We start from the raw sequence: 16,783 nt of genomic DNA on the forward strand, positions 1-16,783 counted from the left end.
GCGGCCCGTTCAGCCAGCCAGCAGCTCCGTGCAGCGAACGGGCCCTCCGCTGCGGCGAACGGGCCCTGGTCCGCGGGCCGTCAGCGAAGGTGCGGGAATCCAGTAACCGCGTCGAGGATGTCCGCCGCCGCATAGCCCGCGTACCCGATCGCCACATCGAGGAAGGCGTCGCACTCGATGCTCGGGTAGTACGTCAGGAAGGCGGTGCGCGGCTGCTCGGGGGCGTAGGGCGGTGCCTGCACGACCTCGAAGGCACCATTCGCCGTCAGTGCCTGGCTGATGGCCTGGGTCAGGTCCGAACCGAGCTGGCGCGGATACGCCCCTTGCAGCGCAGTGAACTCGGCGGACTTGGGGGAGTCGTTGGTCTTCGCCGTCAGCGCCCCATAGGGGAGGTCATTGTTCGTATGCCTCAAGATGTTCTCACGGCTCAAGATGTCCACGCGGTACAGATGCGGCGAGTTCGCCGTCACGATGGCAATCTTTCGCACGTGGGCGCTGGCTTCCTTGTTGAACGGCTGCATCTCAACCGAGTGGCCGCCTGCCAGGAACGGGGTGAAAGGCATTAGCGTGACACAGCCCGTCAAGCTCAGTACTGCGCACACGACGATGAATCGGAATGGCAATTGCGTCCCCTGGTAAAGAAGAGCAGGTCCCTTGTGGGCCCCTCGCTCGAAGTCGGCCGGTCCGGTTTGTAGAACACCTCCATGTGCTCGAACAACGCACGGCGGCGCGTGGCACCTTCGCGCGCCGCCAGTCCCGGACACAGCGATGCCCTACCCCGCCCAACCCGCCGCTTCGCTCGCCGTCGCCCTCGCCAACCGGGCGGCCGCCGCCGGATCCACCCGCGCCGTGACGAGCACGCCAATCACCGCGCCCACCAGCAACTCCACGCGGCGGGCCACCGTCTTCCGAGGCAGCGTCCCCGCCCGCGCGGCCCCCTCCAACGCCCGCGTCAGGTGTCCGTGCAACAGGGTGCGGTAGTCCTCCACGGCCTGGTGCGCGGCCTCGTCGTGCGGCGCCAGCTCCGTGGCGGTGTTGACGAGCAGGCACCCGCGCCGCGTCAGGGCCGGCGGCGCGGTCCCCATCGTCGTCGCGAGCGCTTCGAAGTAGGTCGTCACCTGCTCCAGCCCGGGCGCGCCCGTGGAGAAGACACCCAGCCGGGGCGTGATGACCTCCCGCAGGTACAGCGCGATCGCCCGTGAGAACAACCCCCGCTTGCTCTCGAACGCCTGGTACAGGCTGGAGCGGCTCAGCCCCGTCGCCGCCTCCAGGTCCGCCAGCGACGTGGCCTCGTAGCCACGGGACCAGAACACCCCCAGCGCCGCACGCACCGCCACCGTCTCGTCGAACTCACGCGTGCGAGCCACGTCACCCTCCTTGACAATTCTGAACCGAACGTTCCAATATTGATTCGGAACTGATTGGTTCAGAATAGCCGCAACTCGGGAGGGGAGTCACCATGTCGCTGTTGGCCCAGGTCTTCGCGCTCATCGCCGCCGCCATCCATGTGCTGTTCTTCGTGATGGAGAGCATCGTCTTCTCGCAGCCGAAGGTGTGGCGGCGCTTCGGGCTGAAGTCGCAGGCGGACGCGGACGTGATGCGGCCGATGGCGCTCAACCAGGGCTTCTACAACCTGTTCCTCGCGCTGGGCGTCTTCGTGGGCGTGGCGCTCACGTACACCGGAGCAGTCACCTCGGGAGTGGCGGCCGTCGTCTTCGGCTGCGCGTGCATGGTGCTGGCGGCCCTGGTGCTGGTGGCGTCCAATCGCCGCTTCTTCACCGCGAGCCTCGTCCAGGGCGCCCTGCCGCTGCTGGCGCTCCTGCTCATCGCCTTTTAGGGCCGGGCGACGGCTGTCTACGGCTCATCGAAGAGGAGCAGTCCGCGCGACGTGTCCACCACGTAGATATGTCCATCACCGGGCACGCGCATTCCAATCGCTCCGTCGTACATGCCATCCGCGCGGCCCGGGTCAGACTCGCGGAAGGTGTTGAAGTACGCCACCTCGCGGGGCCGTGTGGGGTCCGCCACGTCGAGCACGCGCACGCCCTCGTGGTAGTACGCGACGTACAGGCGCGTGCCCACGAGCACCATGTTGTGGATGGAGGTGAGGCCGCGCAGCTTGTACTCGCCCACCTTGGCGATGCCCGCGGGGTGGGTGACGTCCAGCACGCGCAGGTGCGCGCCGAGCGTCTCGCCGCCCTCGAACGCGACGGTGCGGCCATTGAAAGTGCCCACCGCGTTGGCGTGGCTGTACGAGTACCCGTAGGTGTACCGGCCCAGCAGCGTCGGCGTCGTGCCCGTGACGTCCACGGCGAGGAAGCCGTTCTCGGTGTGGTTGATGTAGAGCCGGCCGCCGTACGCGAAGGCGTCATGCGGGTAGCCCGTCCCGTTGGGATAGGCGTAGCGCATGACCAGCTGCGGCTCGAGCGGATTGGCGAGGTCGAAGATGAGCGTCTCGCGAGTCGAGGGCGCCATGGCGTACAGCCGGCTCCCCTCCACGAACACGGTGTGCACGTTGAGGGTGCCGGTGATGCCGGGCACGTTGGCCCTGCGCACGAAGGCGGGCCGGGCCGGGTCGGTGATGTCGTAGACGAGCACGCCCGAGGCGCCGCTGGCGATGTAGAGCGCGTTGTCCTTCGCCCAGACGCCATTCCAGTAGGAGTCATTGGGCCGGTCCAGGGACGCGAGCTGCACGGGATTGCGCGCGTCGCTCACGTCGAAGACGGTGAGGCCGCCGGGCTGTGTCTGGGTGGGAACGGAGACGACGTAGGCATGGCCCTTGGTGACGTACACGTCGACGGGGAGGCCGCGGTCCACGCGGGACTCGGAGATGCGCTGGAGGCCGGAGGACTCGGACTCGCCCTCGCGCCACGTCATGCGCTCGGCGCGGAAGGTGGCGCGGTAGCGCAGCTGGCCATTGCGGCACCACGACAGGCAGCCGGTGAGCGTGCGCGGCCCCGTCGCCTTGCAGCCGGCGAAGGTGAAGCGGTCCACCGTCGTGCTGCCGCGCTGCTGCTGGGACGACACGATGAACGTCCCGGTGTCCACGCGGGACAAGGAGGCCGGCTGCCCCACGACGCGCAGGGGCTGCCCGGCCGCGTCGAATTGGAAGCCGCCGCTGCCCGGGGCGATGTCCACGCCGCCCGTGTTGTTGGGGACCTCGTAGCGAAGCTCCGCGCGGTAGATGGCGCCCGCGCGCTCCAGCCCCGCGAGCGAGGCGCTGTCACAGCGCGACAGGTCGAAGGTGGGCTCGGAGCCGCACTCGGCGCCGCTGCTGGCGGACACGGAGCACTCGGCGAGGGCGCCGGGGTCCACCCACTCGCCGTCCTCCCGCAGCGGCGTCCAGGGGCCGTCGTAGGTGACGGTGTCCGGGTCGGGTTGCGGCGGCGGCACCTCCGTCGAGTCATTCGAGCAGGAGGACAGCGACGCGGCACAGGCGAGCGCGAACAGCAGTCGCGCGGCACGGACAGACATGGGTGGGGTCCTCTTCTGCCCGCCACCGTCCGGCGGGCGCACGGCGGGGAGCTTAGAGGCCTCCGGGTGCGTCGGGAAGCGACGTCCCGCCCGGGGGGGAGCTGGCGGACAGGTGCCCGCTTCCACCGCGCGTCTACGGCCCGTTGAAGCTGCGCAGGCCGCGCGAGGAGTCCACGAGGTACACGGCTCCGTCGCCAGGCACTCGGATGCCGAAGGCGCCCTGGATGCGCATGACGCAACACCGCGCTGCGACGCCTCGCCGCGTCATGCAACTGAATTGTATTTGCTCCCGGACTGGGTGTATTTATTCACACGCAGTGAGTGTCGTCGTGAGTCCACTCCTCAGGAGGACCGTATGCCCCGAAGCGCCCCGTCCCGTCTGAACCCGCTGTCCATCCTCTCGCTCCTCGCCCTCGTTGCGGCCTGTGGCCCCGCGGAGGAGCCGCTCACCTCGGACTCCCCCGAGGCGGAGTCCGCACGGGTCCTCATGCCGTCGGAGGTCTCCGGAGCCTACGCGTCAGTCGCCGCGGAGGACGAAGCAGGCGCGCTGGACGAGGCCATGAAAGGCGAGGGCTCCGAGCAGACCCTCGGCAGCCACTACTGCTGCCAGATTACGTGGTTCGAGGATCCGCAGCCGTTCCAGTGCATCGGCTACAAGACGTATAAGGCGTGGGCGGTGTCGAAGTGCGCCGCCACGTCCGCGAGCATCCCCGGGACGTACCCGACGCTCGCCTCCGGGCAGTGCAGCAGCTACGTCTTCTGCAACTAGCGCGTCGCATGGGGTGAGGGGCACCTGCACTCCACGTCCACTCCCCCGGCAGGACCTGCCAGGGGAGTCGCCGTCGTAACCGCCCCCACGGGCTTCGTACCGGACACGTCGCGAAGGCCTCAGGGACACTGGAATGGCGCGCACCCCGCCGGGGGTTTGACAGCGCGCCACTGCCCCTGGAAGGCTCCGCGCCCTTGCTTGGGGGAATGCGTGATGCTGCTGATACTCGTCCTGGCGGTCGTGGCCGCGGGTGTGGCCGTGTTCGTGATGTCTGGGAGCAAGCGCGGCACTAGCGATACGCTCTCGCTCGGCGGAAGCGCGCCCGCCATGGGGAATGCGGCGCCTCCGCCTCCCCGGCCGCTGCCTCCCGCGGATGAGCCGGACCCCGCAGTGGAGCTCGCGATAACCGCGGCCCTGCGGGACACTCGCGGCCCGGCCGTCCCCGCCGTCACCACACCGCGCCTCACCTCGCTGCACATCATCGACAACGTGCACCCGCTCTACTTCGTCGCCACGCTCGGGCGACGGATCGTCTTCGTCTTCCATCCCTACTCACCCAACCAGCTCGTGGGAGTCGAGCAACGGCTGGCTGAGGACAGGAACGATACGGCGCCGCTCTTCGACCACCTCGCTGAGCGCGCGCTCGAAGCCGGCCTGCCCGGCCTTCCGTCCCCCCGCGCCCAGGACGCCTTCCAGCCCCACACCCTGCGCACGCCCTCCATCCACATCCGCGCGCTGTTCGAAGACGGCAGGCGCTGGGCGGGCATGTACGGCGCGGAGGAGCTGATGCAGCAGGGGCTTCCGGCCGGGCTCCTGGAGCTGCTCCTGGACATGCGCGCGCTGGGCATGCAGCTGGTTCCGGACGGCATCAAGTCGCAGGGCGCCCGCCCGCCGCTGCGGCACTTCACCCTGTCGGACAAGGCCAGCCGCCCTGGCTCCGAGTTCAGCGTCCTCGTGGACCCGGACCAGATGGCCGGCATCTCCCTGCCTCCCGAGGAGAAGGGAGGAAAGGGCACGTCCTACCTGATTGCGCCCACGGACAGCCGGCAGCTGCTCCAGAAGCTGGCCGGACGGATTGATGGGCTCGTCGACCTCTACCGGCTCTTCTCCCTCACGCCCTTCCAGGGTGAGCGCACGCTCGGGGAGGAGGCACTGAAGGAGGCCGCCTTCATGGCGCGCATCGCCGTTGGCGACGGCAAGCAGTACTGGGCCACCATGCTCGACCCGGCGGACATCGCCCGGGGCGCGCTGCCGCCCCTCCTCTCCGTCTTCTCGCGGGACGTCCGCACCCTGGCCACCGCGACGGCGCAGGCCGGCGTGGCGGAGCCGCCGGAGGCGCCGTCATCCGCCGTGAAGTAGAGCGTCCCCCACCGCCGCGAGGCCTGGTGCTCCGTCGGAAGGACCAGGCCTTGCGCGACTTGACGCCTCGTCTGGCACGCGCGCAATCATCGGGTACGTCCGGAATAGCCCGGCCCATCCCCGGAGACAGTCATGTCGCTCGACCCTTCGACCACCGCCGTGCTGCTGATTGAGTACCAGAACGAGTTCGCCACCGAGGGTGGGGTGCTGCACCCGGCGGTGAAGGGCGTGATGGCGGAGACGAAGATGCTGGAGAACACCGTCGCGCTGGTGAAGGCCGCTCGGGAGAAGGGCGTGACGGTGATGCACGCGCCCATCACCTTCGCGGAGGGCTACGGCGAGCTGACCCGGCACCCCTATGGCATCCTGAAGGGCGTGGTGGACGGGAAGGCGTTCGTCAAGGGGAGCTGGGGCGCGCAAATCATCGACTCGCTCGCGCCCCAGAAGGGCGACATCGTGGTGGAGGGCAAGCGCGGCCTCGACACCTTCGCCAGCACCAACCTGGACTTCATCCTGCGCAGCAAGGGCCTCAAGACGGTGGTGATTGGCGGCTTCCTCACCAACTGCTGCGTCGAGTCCACCATGCGCAGTGCGTACGAGAACGGCTACGACGTCATCACCCTCACCGACTGCACCGCCGCCACCTCGTCCGAGGAGCACAAGAACGCGCTCAAGTACGACTTCCCGATGTTCTCGCGTCCCATGCCGGCCTCGGAAGTGATTGGCATGCTCAAGGTATAGCGCGACATCCGCTCCGCCGCGATGCGCGTGCATCGTGGCGAAGCGGCGCCGTTCCCCCGGCTGCTGGCGCGCTTTGGTTCGTGGCGCTACCGGTTCAATCGGCCACGACTTCGATCAGCGGATTGTGTTCCGCCCATGCTTCAGGCGCGGTCATGACCCGCTCGCACCACTCCCGGAGGGTCTCCGGATGCGGGTCCCCGCCCACAGGCACGGACCGCAGGCGCCGGTGCCACACGGCCACGGAAGGCACGGCCTCGCGGCGGCGGTCGCGCCAGTGCTGGATTCGCCAGCCTGCGCCCTCCAGCAACTCGCGCAGTCGCGCCGAGCTGATCATGTGCATCGTGCCGCCGAACGCCGAGCCCGGCGGTGAGCCGTCCTGACAGTTCACGCGCATCACGAGGCGGTCCGCGAACACCCGCAGGACGCGCAGCAGCCGGTCCTTGTCCCGGATGTGGCTCAGTGATTCGAGCAGGATGGCGCAGTCGAAATGGCCGGGGGGCAGGGTCCGCTCGGCATCGCCCCAGCGGACCGGCAGGCCCAGCCCGGCCACGTACCGGAACTGGGTCCGGCTGATGGTGAGACCGAGGCTCCGGCACCCAAGCCCGTGAATCCACATCGCCAGCGGCCCGCCCCAACCACACCCGACGTCATAGATGCGCCCACCCGCCGGAATGAACGGGTACAGCTCGACCACCGCGCGGCGCAGCGCTTCGTCCATCGCCGCGTCGCTCACCTCGAGCCCGGGCGTGTCGAACAACCCGGCGTGGTAGTGCATCTCCGACCCGAGCACGGTCCGCCAGGTCTTCAGGTCGCCGCCATAGAATGCATCGAGGTCGATGGGCTCCGCGCCGGCGCGAGGAAGCGGAGGCAGCCGTCGAAACACCGACTCCTCGACGTCGCGGTGGAACGCGAGGGCACCGTGCCGGACGCGGGCCTGGAGCTCGGCCTCGGTGCCCGGCCACGGGCCCTCCAGCGACGCGGCGGCGTACAGCGTCACCTGCGGAGCCCCCTCCCCCACCCGCACCGCGACGTGGCGGATGGGCAGCTCACGCCATCGCGAGTCCTCCGACGCCGGCACTCCGAGCACCCTGGCCAGGTCGAGCAGTCCCTCCAGCGTTCCCGCGTTGGGGCACCAGGGGAACGCGAGGTCGACCTGCTCCACCCGGCCGTCACTCCCCTCGCGCAGCCAGAAGCCCGAGCCCTGCTGGAGCCGCTCGTCCTGCAGCAGCCGCTCGAAGGCCGGGCGAAGCGCGTCCTGGACCAGCTGGGACGGGCGCAGTCCCGAGGGTGTCTCCGGCAGGTAGTGGAAGAAGTAGCGCGAGCGCCGGGCCTCACCGCCCGGCTGCCAACGCCAGGCGCGGTAGTCGTCGGCCAGGGTCGCCGGGTCGCGGCCGTGCAGATACAGCCGGAGCTCGGGCACGCCGCCGGTGAAGGCCACGGCGAGTCCCTGGCGGACAGGACGCACCGCCTCGCGCTGAGCGGCGCGGGCTGGCTCGGGCGCGTCCAGACGTTCCAGCACGCGCGCCATGGGCGCGAACGCCTGTGAGTCGCTTCCCGCCAGCCAGCAGCAGAAACGGCCCTCCGCATCGACCCGGCCCTGCGTCAGGCGGAGCGAGAACTCGAGGTCCACTCCATCGCGTCCGCCCAGCTCCTCTCCGAGCTGCCCGAGCAGCCACTGCGCCGTCCATGCCTGCATGCTGTTAGTGTCTCCGAATCTCCGACCCGCGCACCATGCTCCCAATGGCTGTCGATGATGGCGCAATCGCCGAGCCGGCCGCGCTCGCGCGGGCGCTGCGGCCTCGGCTGGGTGCGCACCCCGTGCCGCAAAGCGACCCGAGGACCCGCGGCCTGCTGCTGGAGTTGAGCGGAAGTCCGGACGGCCATGCGTGGCTCCGGGCCGAGCTGCCTGAGCTGGCCGGACTGTTCACACGCTTCGCTGGCGACGCGGACTCCCTCTACGTTCTCGCCGTCAATCAGACTCCGCCCACCGCGACGGACCGCTTCCTGCTCCGTCCCCACGTCGACCGTCGCTGGCTGGGAGACGGCTTCGGCTCCGCACCGCCGCGGTGGACCACCATGGTGTACCTGGACTTCCCCACCGACGCCCGTGGCGGCGAGCTGGCCGTGTTCCCTCGCGGCGCCTTCGACGCCTCCGGCCCCGTGTCGCGCGATGGCGCGCGACAGACCGTCGAGCACCATCACGGTGTCCTCGTGACGCCGCTCCCGGGCCGTGCCTGCCGCCTCTCCGGCGAATTGCCCCACGCGGTGCTCGGCTACTCCGCCGCGCCGCAAGCCACGTGGCGCCTCGCCATCGTGCTCGCCGAGTTCGCGCGCGACCCCACCGAGCCGCCACCGCGCGGCCTGCTCACCTGAGAAGCAGGTCCGCGAGATGAGCCGCGTACGGGCGCGAGGTGTCACCACTTCGTCGGATCGAGCTTGCTCGCGGCCTTGGAGAACTCACCGCCGAGGTTCTTGAAGAGCTTGTTGATCTCATCCGTGGCGTAGCCGGCGCCCTTGAGCGCGCCCGAGAGTGCGTCGGCGCCCAGGTTGTAGCCACTCTTGAGATAGTTGCCGACCTCGTTCACCCCGTACCCGGCGGCCTTGAGCGCCTTGCTGGTGGCATCGGCCGAGGTGTTCCAGCCCACCTTCAGGGCATTGCCGACCTGATCCGCGGCATAACCAACGCCCTGGAGCAGCTTCGCGGCCTCCTCCGCGCTGGTGCCGTAGGCCGACTTGAGCGCATTGCCCACCTGGTCCGCCGCATAGCCGGCGTTCTTGAGCAGTCTGGCCGCCTCGTTCGCGCTGGTGCCGTACGCGGACTTGAGGGCGCCGCCCACCTGGTCCACGGCGTAGCCCGCCCCCTTGAGCAGCTTCGCGGCCTCTTCCGCACTGGTGCCGTACGCCGACTTGAGAGCATTACCGACCTGGTCCGCCGCGTACCCGGCGCCATTGAGCAGCTTCGCCGCCGCCTCCGCGCTGGTTCCGTACGCGGACTTGAGTGCGTTTCCCACCTGGTCTGCCGCGTAGCCCGCGCCCCTGAGCAGCTTCGCCGCCGCCTCCGCGCTGGTGCCGTATGCGGACTTGAGCGCATTGCCCACCTGGTCCACCGCGTAGCCCGCCCCCTTGAGCCACCGGGTGACCTCCTCCACGCTGGTGCCGTACGCCGACTTCAGCGCATTGCCCACCTGGTCCGCCGCATAGCCGGCACCCTTGAGCAACTTCGCCGCCTCCTCCGCACTGGTGCTGTAGGCCGACTTGAGGGCGTTGCCGACCTGGTCCACCGCATAGTCGGCGCCCTTCAGCACGGCGGCGGCTTCCTGCGCCGTCGCCTTGTAGCCCTTGCTCAAGGCCGTGCCGACCTGGTCGGCGGCGTAGTTCGCTCCCTTCATCAGCTTCGCCGCCTCCTCCTTGGAGGCCTTGTACGCGGAGCTCAGCGCCTTGCCGATGGCCTCACCGGAGTCCTTCGCGAACGAGATGGCGCCGCTGCCCACGTTGCGCAGCCACGTCACCGCATCCGAGAACAGGTGCTCCAGGTACTTCTCCGGCGCGTCGACGATGCGCTGCTTGACCCAGTTGACGAGCTGCTCGAAGTCGGCCGGCGGGACGTCGAAGCTGAAGCGCACGTCGAAGCCCTTGCCGTTGACCTTGAACCTCGCCGTAAGGTCTCCCGAGAACCCCTTCTTCGAGATGAGGACGGACACGTCCAGCAGGAGGTCGACGGAGATACCGACGTTGTCCGCGACCTTCGCACCGCCGATTCGGACGAGGCCGAAGTCGACCTTCGCCGAGGCCTTGAACCCGACGGAGCCCTTGAAGCTCGGCTCGCCCTTGTCCCACGAGACGTCGAGCAGCATGTACGAGCCGAGCCACCGGCCCTCCAGCCGGAGCTGGTCGTTGGACAGGTACACGCGCGACTGCGAGAGGGTGAGGCCGAAGAGCTGGTTGCGCGTCTCGCCCTGCACGTAGAAGCGCTGCCGGCTCACCATCCCTTCGACGTTGCCCGTCACCTTGAGGGGCCAGTCCTTCGGGAAGAGGTCGAGCTGGCCGCTGAACCAGAACTGGTCATCGACGAGCTTCAAGTCCCCACGCATGGCCGTGTGGCCCGACACCGTCATCTGCGTGTGGCCCCGGAGCTGGATGGCCGCCCGGCCCTGTGTCGCGGGACTGGCCGCGAGCGCCCACGTGCCGCCACCCACCACGCCATGGAGCGCGTTCGGCCCGAGGTCCACGAGCTGCGTCCCCGCCGTGTGGTCCATGTTGTAGTACGCGACGAGCCCGGGCTCCTTCCCTGTCAGGAACAGGTTCATGTCGTCGGAGATCTGCGCTGCCGTCCGCGCCACGGACCAGTACCGCAGGTCATCGATGCCACCGCGGAACCAGGCCTGCGCGTTGGCATCGCCGCTGCTCCCCACGTTGACCGAGGCAGCCTCGGAGACGAGCTTCCCCGGCATCTTCTCCTGGGCGACCTGAACGCCGTTGACGAAGACGGTGCACGTCGTGCCGTCGTTGGTCACGGCGAGGTGGTTCCACTCGCCGAACCGGAGCGCGTTCACCGCCGTGTTGAGGACGCAGGCCCGCTCCTCCGTCGGAGAGACGCGCGCCGTGTAGCGGTGCGAGACGATGCCGTTGTTGCTCACGTAGAGCTTGGGCGCCTTCCCGCTGCCGCCCCAGATGCACTGCCACGAGCCCGCCGGGTCCTTGTCGGGGCGGACCCATGCTTCGAGGGTGTACTGGTCCGTCCTGAACTTGTCCGTCTGGGCGATGAGCGCGGAGTCGCTCGTGCCGTTGAGGATGAGGCCGTCATGGCGCAGCTTCGCGGGCTCCGCGGTGAGCTGCATCTCGATGCGACCCGGGTTGCGCTTGCACGCATCCACGAGCGTGTTGCCCGTCGCCTCGGAGAAGCGCCACAGGCTGACGAGCCCCGCCTCCGCGCCGCTGAGCCGCCGGCGCATGTTCGCCGTGAGCTCCTCGGGGGAACGGACGCTCGACCAGAGCCGGACCTCGGACATCTCGCCCGCGAAGTACGCATTGTTCTCGCCGTCCGCGGTGCGACCGAACGAGACGCGCTCCTTGTCGATGATGAGGTTGCCCCGGACGGGGCCCTCAGCCACCTTGACGCCATTCAGGAACGTCCGGGCCACCGTGCCGTCGTTGGTGATGGCGACGTGGTTCCACTGGTTCCACGCGACCAGGCCGGGCGCCGAATCGGGCGCGCCGTCGCTCACGCTGTTGGGCGTGTGGAAGCGGTGGTGGATGAAGCCCGCCCGGTTCAGATAGACGGCGTAGTTGCGGCCCCTCTTGCCGAACAGGCCCGCCCAGTCCTGCGGGTTCGGCTTCGGCTTGCACCACACCTCGACCGTGTACGTGCCGAGCCGGAGGCTCTCCGAGTCAGGCACCTCGACATAGTCGTCCTTCCCGTCGAACACGAGGCCCCGCAGCGACAGGAGCTCGGACGGGACGAAGCGGCCGTTGGCGATGGTGCCGTGATTCCTCCCGCACAGGTCCACGGCCCGCGAGCCCGTGTCCGTGTCGAAGCGGTACAGGGACACGAGGTCCTGGGTGCCCGCGTCGATGCGCTCGGACAAGGTGCCGGCAAGCTCGGTGCCGCTCCGGGCGCGCTTCCAGATGCGAATCTCGGCGAGCTCTCCCTTCCAGGGGAGGCCCCAGTTGGACACCTTGCTGACCCAGAGCGTGTCCTTGAACAGGACGAGCGCCCCGTTCACCGGCCCGCTCGCGAGCTCCTTGCCGTCGACGTACGTCTTCGCGGTGACGCCGTCGTTCGTAATCGCCACGTGCTGCCACTGGCCGAAGGTGACGGTGCCATTGGCGGTGTTCGGCGCGCCCGCGTTCCCTCCCCCGGCGTCGGTGAAGCGGTGGTGGTAGAAGCCGCTGTTCGCGTTGACGGCGAGGAAGTTGTTCCGCCAGAGCCCACTCTTGCGCGTGTCGACGCCGATGACGTCGGCCCACTCCGAGGACTGGTCCCTCGCGGTCTTCATCCACAGCTCGACGGTGTACTCGGGCAGGACGAGGCTGTCGGACGCGGGAATCTCGATGCGCGTGTCCTTCCCGTTGAAGGACAGGGCCAGCGGCGCCGGAGCGGGCTGCGGGGCGGGCGTGGCCGCCTGGAGCACCGGCGCGGCCGGGACGTCCGTGGCCAGCGGCGCATTCACCATGATGGCGCCGGAGAGCTCGAGCTCGGTGACGCCGATGCGGCCGTCGAGCTTGAAACCGGTGTTGAAGCCCATGGCGCCGGACGCGGCGAGCCCGAGGGCCGCCTCCATGCGCATGAACTTGAGGTCCGCCTCGCCGCGCACGAAGGCGACGAGCCCTTCCTCGTTCCCCGTCTGCCCCTGGCCGGAGGTGCTCGCCACCGAGGGCAGCACGGTCATGAAGTCGTCGCGGTCGCTCTCGGTGAGCTTCAGCCGCTGGAAGCCGCCCTTGCGGAACTCGGCCGGCGTGGTGAGCAGCCAGTCCGCGTCGAACTTCATGAAGGCGAAGCGGTACTCCGCGCTGCCCACGCGGTTTTCAATCGGAATCGAGCCGATGCAGTCGTTGATGGAGAACGTCTTCCCGAAGTTCATCAGCGACGCGATGTACTTCCACGCGCCGACGGTGACCGTCTTGCCCTTCGTCCCGAGCAGGCCGTTGCCGAGGTACTCGGGCGCCTGGAGGAACTCGTCGTGGAACTTGAACGCGAGGTCCACGCCTCCCGGCGGCGTGTTCGGATCCAACAGCGCCTTGCGGTCGTTGAAGAACTGGTTGAAGGCCTGGAACACGGCCATGGCCGCGGCCCCGTCGAGCTTCGGCTTCGGGAAGCCGACGTGCGCCTGAAGGCCCAGGCCTTCGATGCCCAGGTACTGGAACCCGAGCTCGTCATAGAAGACCGGCAGCGGAATGGGCAGGCCCTGCGAGACGGGGATGATGCAGAACACGTCGTCCAGGATGATGCGCCGCTGGAGCTGGTCCGACGTGGGCAGCGGGAAGCTGTCGCTGCGGGGCAGCATCAGCGACACCGCGAGCGACGGCAGGTCGAACTGGTCGATGAGCGCGTCGACCTCGCCGTAGAACAGCGAGCCCGACATGAGCGTGCCCACGGAGAACTTCCGCACCTCGATGCCGACGAGCCCGGGCATGGGCACGTAGCTCTGCACCACGGACGGGAAGAGGACGCGCACCGGCGTCTTCGGCGCCAAGAGCCCGAGGCTGATGCGGCCCGTGGGCGAGAAGCCGAACTTGAACTCGAGCTCCTCCGGGACTTCGAGCTGGAGGTACTGCTTGAACCCGTCCGGGAAGCGGTTGAGCACCTTGCCAGACGTCTTCAGCGCCGACACGATTTCGTTGGGGACGCCGCCGGCCTTCTTCAGGAACGTGACGAGCGCGTCGATCTTCAGGTCGTTGTTGTCGTCGACCAGGTCCAGCGCCTCGATGGGGATGGCGTCCGGGAAGATGTCCGCCATGCCCTTGCCGCCGCAGGCCTCCAGGAACAGCTTGAGCGGCGCGAGGGGCAGCGCGAGCGGGCGCGTCACCTTCACCCCGCCGCCCGCCTCGAAGTACTGCGTAATGCCGTCGTAGACGAACGTCGGCATCTTGAAGCGGATGGCGCCGTACTTCCCGAAGTCGACGTCGTACCAGGCCTCGTTGTTGACGACGACGGCGTTGGCCCCGGTGAACGGCGAGCTGAGCACCTGCATGGCGACGCCCGTCCCCGAGATGGTGAACCGGGTGCGGGCCAGGGTGAGCGGATTGCCCGGCTGGTAGACGCGGAACAGCTGCGCGCCGAGGTATGTGTTGAGCTCCGCCGGAAGCCCGAGCCCGGCCTCCAGCACCAGCCCGAGCTGCGGCTTGATGGAGATGCCCAGCTCGGTGAGCTGGATGACCACCTTGCCGAGGTCCTTGCCGTTGGCCCTGGGCAACGCGAAGTCGATGGGGCCGGAGACGTTCACCGCCGAGAGGCTGGCCGCCGACCTGCCGGCAACGAGCTTCGCGGTGACCTTGGTGGGGAGCATCTGGGCGAGGCCGCCGGAGATGCCGGTGAAGCCCAGGAGGGTCGTCCCCGTGAAGCTCCAGCCTGCGCTCGCGGACTCCTTGACGACGCCCACCTCGAACAGCTCGCCGCGGAAGCCGAGCCCCTCTCCCGTCGGGAAGTCGAGCTGGAACGACGTCGAGCCCGGGTTCGGCTTGAAGACGAGCGCCGCCCTGCCCTCGGCGGTGGCGCTGATGCCCAGATAGCCGCCGAGCTTGAAGAGGGAGTCGATCTCCAGCGTCGAGGCCAGGCGGAGGTCGAAGTACGTCTTCTTCTTGCCGCCCTCGAGGCTCCGGCGGTCGAGCAGGAGGTCGAACTGCTTGAACGAGTAGGACCCCACGCCCTGGAGGTCGATGAGCGTCAGCTCCGGCGAGGCCGTCGCGCGGAGCATCAGCTTCTGGATGCCCTGGATGGACTCGTAGCCCGCCTGGAGGGCGAGCACCGTGTCGAAGAGGTTCGCGCTCACGCCGCCGGAGAGCTGCCAGCTCGTGCCCGTCTGGTAGCTGAACAGGAGGTTGAACCTCCCGAGCGACAGTCCCTCGGCGACGGGCACCGGCCCCTCTCCCTGGAGGCTCAGGCTCGCGCGGAACGCGGAGACCGTGGCGCCCGGACTGCCGGAGACATCGCGCGTCAGGGAGAACTCCACGGCGGTCCGGAGCGAGCCCTCCTTGGTGAGTGGGTCCCAGTCCACCACCGCATTGCCGAGCACCGAGAACGCGCGCGTCTTCGTGTCGACGCGGAAGGCGAGCGTGTCGAAGACGATGTCGGGCACCTCCTCGGGGAGCGCCTCGCCGCCCGTGACGAGCGACCAGAACTTCTTGAGCGCGAAGCCCTGGAGGGAGCCGGAGAGGACGAGGCCCTGGTGGACCTCGCCGCTCAGGATGACGTCGGTGTCCGCCATCCGCAGGCGCGCCGAGACCAGGGCCTTCGCGCCGCCCCGGACCTTGTCGTAGTCGACGACGAGGTTGAAGCCGGCCACCTCGAAGGCCGTGGCCCCGACGGGGATGGAGAGCAGGTCCTGGAGCGTCGCGCTCAGGTACACCTTCTTCTCCCGGGGCGAGGCCTGGAGCAGGAGCTGCTGGATGGTGAGGGGCGGCAGCTCCGTCTCACCCGGCAGGAAGGACTCGATGACGTCGCCGAGCGGGAGCGTCTCTCCGGAGGGCAGGCCCGCGCCGAAGCGCCAGGTGGGGTACTCCGCGAAGGCCGCCAGGCTGAACTTCTTGAAGGCCAGCAGGCCCGTGAGCGTGGGGGTGATGCGCCGTGCGCTGCTGAAGGGCTCGGAGATGGTGAAGGTGAGGCCCACCTCCTTCAACGTCATGACGTCCGGGACGATGTCCCATTCCACCCGCGCGCCGACGCCCAGGATGAGCCTGGAGACGGCGTAGGTGACGATGTTGAAGGACACCCCGAGCTCGGTGATGGAGAGCCCTGTGTCCGTGGGGAAATCCTCGGGCAGCGTCTGCTCGAAGCCCTCGACGCCTACCGTCTGGGAGAGGCTCGCGAAGCCCGAGATGCCGAAGTCCGTGAACCGGCCGTGGATGTCGACGGTGGTCGGGATGTCGAGGACCTCGTACGCGCCAACGAGCTGGGCGGGCCGTCCGCCGAGCTCCGCGTCGATGAGCACGTAGACGCCAGGGTCCTGCGTGGCGCTGACCACCGGGTCGAGGTGGTGCGCGTGGAAGCCGGCCTTGAGGAAGAGCCGGGCCTGCTTGAGGGTGAGCGGCCCCAGGCTGTCGAAGCCGAACTCCAGCGGCGCGGAGAGCCGGACGCCGAGGAACTCCATGGGACTGGCCGTCGGGCGAAACTCCTTCAGGGGGCCGGAGAGCTGGACCGGGCTGTCGTCGCGCAGCAGGTACCGCGCGGGGAAGAGCAGGCCCATGAAATAGAGCTCGCCCGAGAAGTTGAGCCCCGGCACGAGCTGGAGGCCACGCTTCTCGTCGAGCCAGGCGCGGTTCGAGAAGAGCAGCCGGCCCGTCCCCAGGCTGAGCCGGGTGAGGAAGTGGGGCTCGGTGACCTTGTCGCCGGTGAGCTCATCCACTTCCGCGCTCACCTGCTCCGGCAGCAGGGGGAAGACGCTGGAGAAGGAGAAGCCACCGGGGAGCAGGATGTCGAGCGTGGCGAGCAGCTCCCCCTCGAGCTCCCGGGCCAGGAACGTGACCTGGACGTCCGGCATGCCGAAGACGGAGGTGGTGCCGACGAGCTGGAGGTGGTCCTCGGAGCGGGACGTCTGTGCGGTAACGGTGTCGAGCGTGAGCGCTTCCGTGCCGAACACGGACCGGAACATGGCCGTCACCTCGGCCGAGCCCGTGAAGGCCTGATCGAGGGTGATGGGAGCGCGAGGCCCCATGGGGCCGATGGCATCGAACTGCTGGAGGAGGTGGGCGAAGGACATGACACTCCCAGGAAACAGGCGGGGC

General features: G+C 69.0%; 10 protein-coding genes. 5 read left to right on the top strand and 5 right to left on the bottom strand.

The window, feature by feature from the left end; translation table 11 throughout:
• Nucleotides 1-80 precede the first annotated feature (80 nt).
• Both G4D86_RS02165 and G4D86_RS02170 read right to left on the bottom strand, forming a co-directional pair.
• Nucleotides 81-488, bottom strand: coding sequence for a hypothetical protein (locus G4D86_RS02165; RefSeq protein ID WP_163988836.1), 408 nt, complete (start codon nt 486-488; stop codon nt 81-83).
• A gap of 285 nt (nt 489-773) precedes the next feature.
• Nucleotides 774-1,367 (bottom strand): TetR/AcrR family transcriptional regulator, encoded by a 594-nt coding sequence (locus G4D86_RS02170; protein WP_163988838.1) that lies wholly within the window; start codon nt 1,365-1,367, stop codon nt 774-776.
• A 92-nt stretch (nt 1,368-1,459) separates the two neighbouring features.
• On the opposite strand from G4D86_RS02170, the gene G4D86_RS02175 reads away from it, so the two are divergent.
• Nucleotides 1,460-1,837: a DUF1304 domain-containing protein gene (locus tag G4D86_RS02175; RefSeq protein ID WP_163988840.1), complete on the top strand. Its 378-nt coding sequence runs from the start codon at nt 1,460-1,462 to the stop codon at nt 1,835-1,837.
• A gap of 17 nt (nt 1,838-1,854) precedes the next feature.
• Here the strand turns inward: G4D86_RS02175 and G4D86_RS02180 are convergent, their stop codons facing one another.
• On the bottom strand, nt 1,855-3,474 hold the full coding sequence (locus G4D86_RS02180) for an LVIVD repeat-containing protein (RefSeq protein WP_163988842.1): 1,620 nt from the start codon (nt 3,472-3,474) through the stop codon (nt 1,855-1,857).
• Nucleotides 3,475-3,829: 355 nt separating this feature from the next.
• On the opposite strand from G4D86_RS02180, the gene G4D86_RS02185 reads away from it, so the two are divergent.
• The 3 genes from G4D86_RS02185 (at nt 3,830) to G4D86_RS02195 (ending at nt 6,343) form a co-directional block, all read left to right on the top strand.
• Nucleotides 3,830-4,243 carry a hypothetical protein gene (locus G4D86_RS02185; RefSeq protein WP_163988844.1) on the top strand — a complete coding sequence of 138 codons (414 nt, stop codon included), beginning with the start codon at nt 3,830-3,832 and terminating at the stop codon, nt 4,241-4,243.
• A 213-nt stretch (nt 4,244-4,456) separates the two neighbouring features.
• Nucleotides 4,457-5,602 carry a hypothetical protein gene (locus G4D86_RS02190; RefSeq protein ID WP_163988846.1) on the top strand — a complete coding sequence of 382 codons (1,146 nt, stop codon included), beginning with the start codon at nt 4,457-4,459 and terminating at the stop codon, nt 5,600-5,602.
• Nucleotides 5,603-5,734: 132 nt separating this feature from the next.
• On the top strand, nt 5,735-6,343 hold the full coding sequence (locus G4D86_RS02195) for a cysteine hydrolase family protein (protein WP_163988848.1): 609 nt from the start codon (nt 5,735-5,737) through the stop codon (nt 6,341-6,343).
• A gap of 94 nt (nt 6,344-6,437) precedes the next feature.
• Here the strand turns inward: G4D86_RS02195 and G4D86_RS02200 are convergent, their stop codons facing one another.
• Nucleotides 6,438-8,039 (bottom strand): SAM-dependent methyltransferase, encoded by a 1,602-nt coding sequence (locus tag G4D86_RS02200; RefSeq protein WP_163988850.1) that lies wholly within the window; start codon nt 8,037-8,039, stop codon nt 6,438-6,440.
• Between the two features lie 44 nt (nt 8,040-8,083).
• Here G4D86_RS02200 and G4D86_RS02205 point away from each other — a divergent pair, with 44 nt between their 5' ends.
• Complete coding sequence (locus G4D86_RS02205; RefSeq protein WP_163988852.1) at nt 8,084-8,716, top strand: 2OG-Fe(II) oxygenase; 633 nt, start codon at nt 8,084-8,086, stop codon at nt 8,714-8,716.
• A 41-nt stretch (nt 8,717-8,757) separates the two neighbouring features.
• Here the strand turns inward: G4D86_RS02205 and G4D86_RS02210 are convergent, their stop codons facing one another.
• Nucleotides 8,758-16,758 carry a LamG-like jellyroll fold domain-containing protein gene (locus G4D86_RS02210; RefSeq protein WP_163988854.1) on the bottom strand — a complete coding sequence of 2,667 codons (8,001 nt, stop codon included), beginning with the start codon at nt 16,756-16,758 and terminating at the stop codon, nt 8,758-8,760.
• Between the last annotated feature and the right edge of the window lie 25 nt (nt 16,759-16,783).

It is taken from the genome of Pyxidicoccus caerfyrddinensis, from assembly GCF_010894405.1.
GTDB lineage: Bacteria > Myxococcota > Myxococcia > Myxococcales > Myxococcaceae > Myxococcus > Myxococcus caerfyrddinensis.

Bases quoted from the DNA above. Each gene is read 5' to 3' on its own strand.
- G4D86_RS02205 (WP_163988852.1), top strand. From the start codon at position 8,084: ATGGCTGTCGATGATGGCGCAATCGCCGAGCCGGCCGCGCTCGCGCGG.
- G4D86_RS02210 (WP_163988854.1), bottom strand. From the start codon at position 16,758: ATGTCCTTCGCCCACCTCCTCCAGCAGTTCGATGCCATCGGCCCCATG.
- G4D86_RS02190 (WP_163988846.1), top strand. From the start codon at position 4,457: ATGCTGCTGATACTCGTCCTGGCGGTCGTGGCCGCGGGTGTGGCCGTG.
- G4D86_RS02200 (WP_163988850.1), bottom strand. From the start codon at position 8,039: ATGCAGGCATGGACGGCGCAGTGGCTGCTCGGGCAGCTCGGAGAGGAG.
- G4D86_RS02195 (WP_163988848.1), top strand. From the start codon at position 5,735: ATGTCGCTCGACCCTTCGACCACCGCCGTGCTGCTGATTGAGTACCAG.
- G4D86_RS02175 (WP_163988840.1), top strand. From the start codon at position 1,460: ATGTCGCTGTTGGCCCAGGTCTTCGCGCTCATCGCCGCCGCCATCCAT.
- G4D86_RS02180 (WP_163988842.1), bottom strand. From the start codon at position 3,474: ATGTCTGTCCGTGCCGCGCGACTGCTGTTCGCGCTCGCCTGTGCCGCG.
- G4D86_RS02185 (WP_163988844.1), top strand. From the start codon at position 3,830: ATGCCCCGAAGCGCCCCGTCCCGTCTGAACCCGCTGTCCATCCTCTCG.